Annotated in this window: 2 pseudogenes; one reads left to right on the forward strand and one right to left on the reverse strand. The window is 72.3% G+C overall.

Annotation, left to right across the window (positions count from 1 at the left end):
• Window positions 1-352 (forward strand): annotated as a pseudogene (locus D3D02_RS18510) (inorganic phosphate transporter); the annotation flags it as partial.
• Here the strand turns inward: D3D02_RS18510 and D3D02_RS21575 are convergent.
• A pseudogene (locus D3D02_RS21575) lies at window positions 326-606 on the reverse strand (dihydroorotate dehydrogenase (quinone)); the annotation flags it as partial. The pseudogenes D3D02_RS18510 and D3D02_RS21575 overlap by 27 nt on opposite strands.

The following is a 606-nucleotide window of genomic DNA, read 5'->3' on the forward strand; positions in this document are numbered from 1 at the left end:
CTTCATCGTCGGCCTGCTCGGTTTCGCCGGAGCGTTTCTGCAAGGTGCGAACGTCACCAACGCGGTCGGGACGGAACTCATCGGCGGCGTCACGCTGACCGCGGGGGCCGCGGTCGTCGCGCTCCTCACCGCGGCGGTGCTCGTCGCAATCGGCGTCTTCGCCGGCTACCCCATCGCGACCGCCTTCACCGTCACCGGCGCGGTCGTCGGCGTCGGCCTCGCCATGGGCGGCGACCCCGCGTGGTCGAAGTACCAACAACTCGTCTCGCTGTGGGTGCTCACGCCCTTCGTCGGCGGCGGCGCGTCGTACGCGACCGCCCGACTCCTCCGCGCCGACGGCGTCTCCGACCGAGTCGAACCCGTCCCGTTCGAGCAGTTCGAGCAGCCCCTCGTTGATCTCCCGCGCCAGCCCCGGTCCCTCGTAGACGAGGCCCGTGTACAGCTGGACGAGCGAGGCGCCCGCCCGTATCTTCTCGTAGGCGCCCGCGGCGTCCGAGACGCCGCCCACGCCGATCACGGGCACGTCGGTGCGCTCCGCGACGAACCGCACCCGCTCCGTCGCGAGCGACTCGATCGGCTTCCCCGAGAGGCCGCCGCGTTCGGCCC

Source organism: Halobellus sp. Atlit-38R, from assembly GCF_003665925.1.
GTDB classification, from domain to species: Archaea; Halobacteriota; Halobacteria; order Halobacteriales; family Haloferacaceae; genus Haloquadratum; species Haloquadratum inordinatus.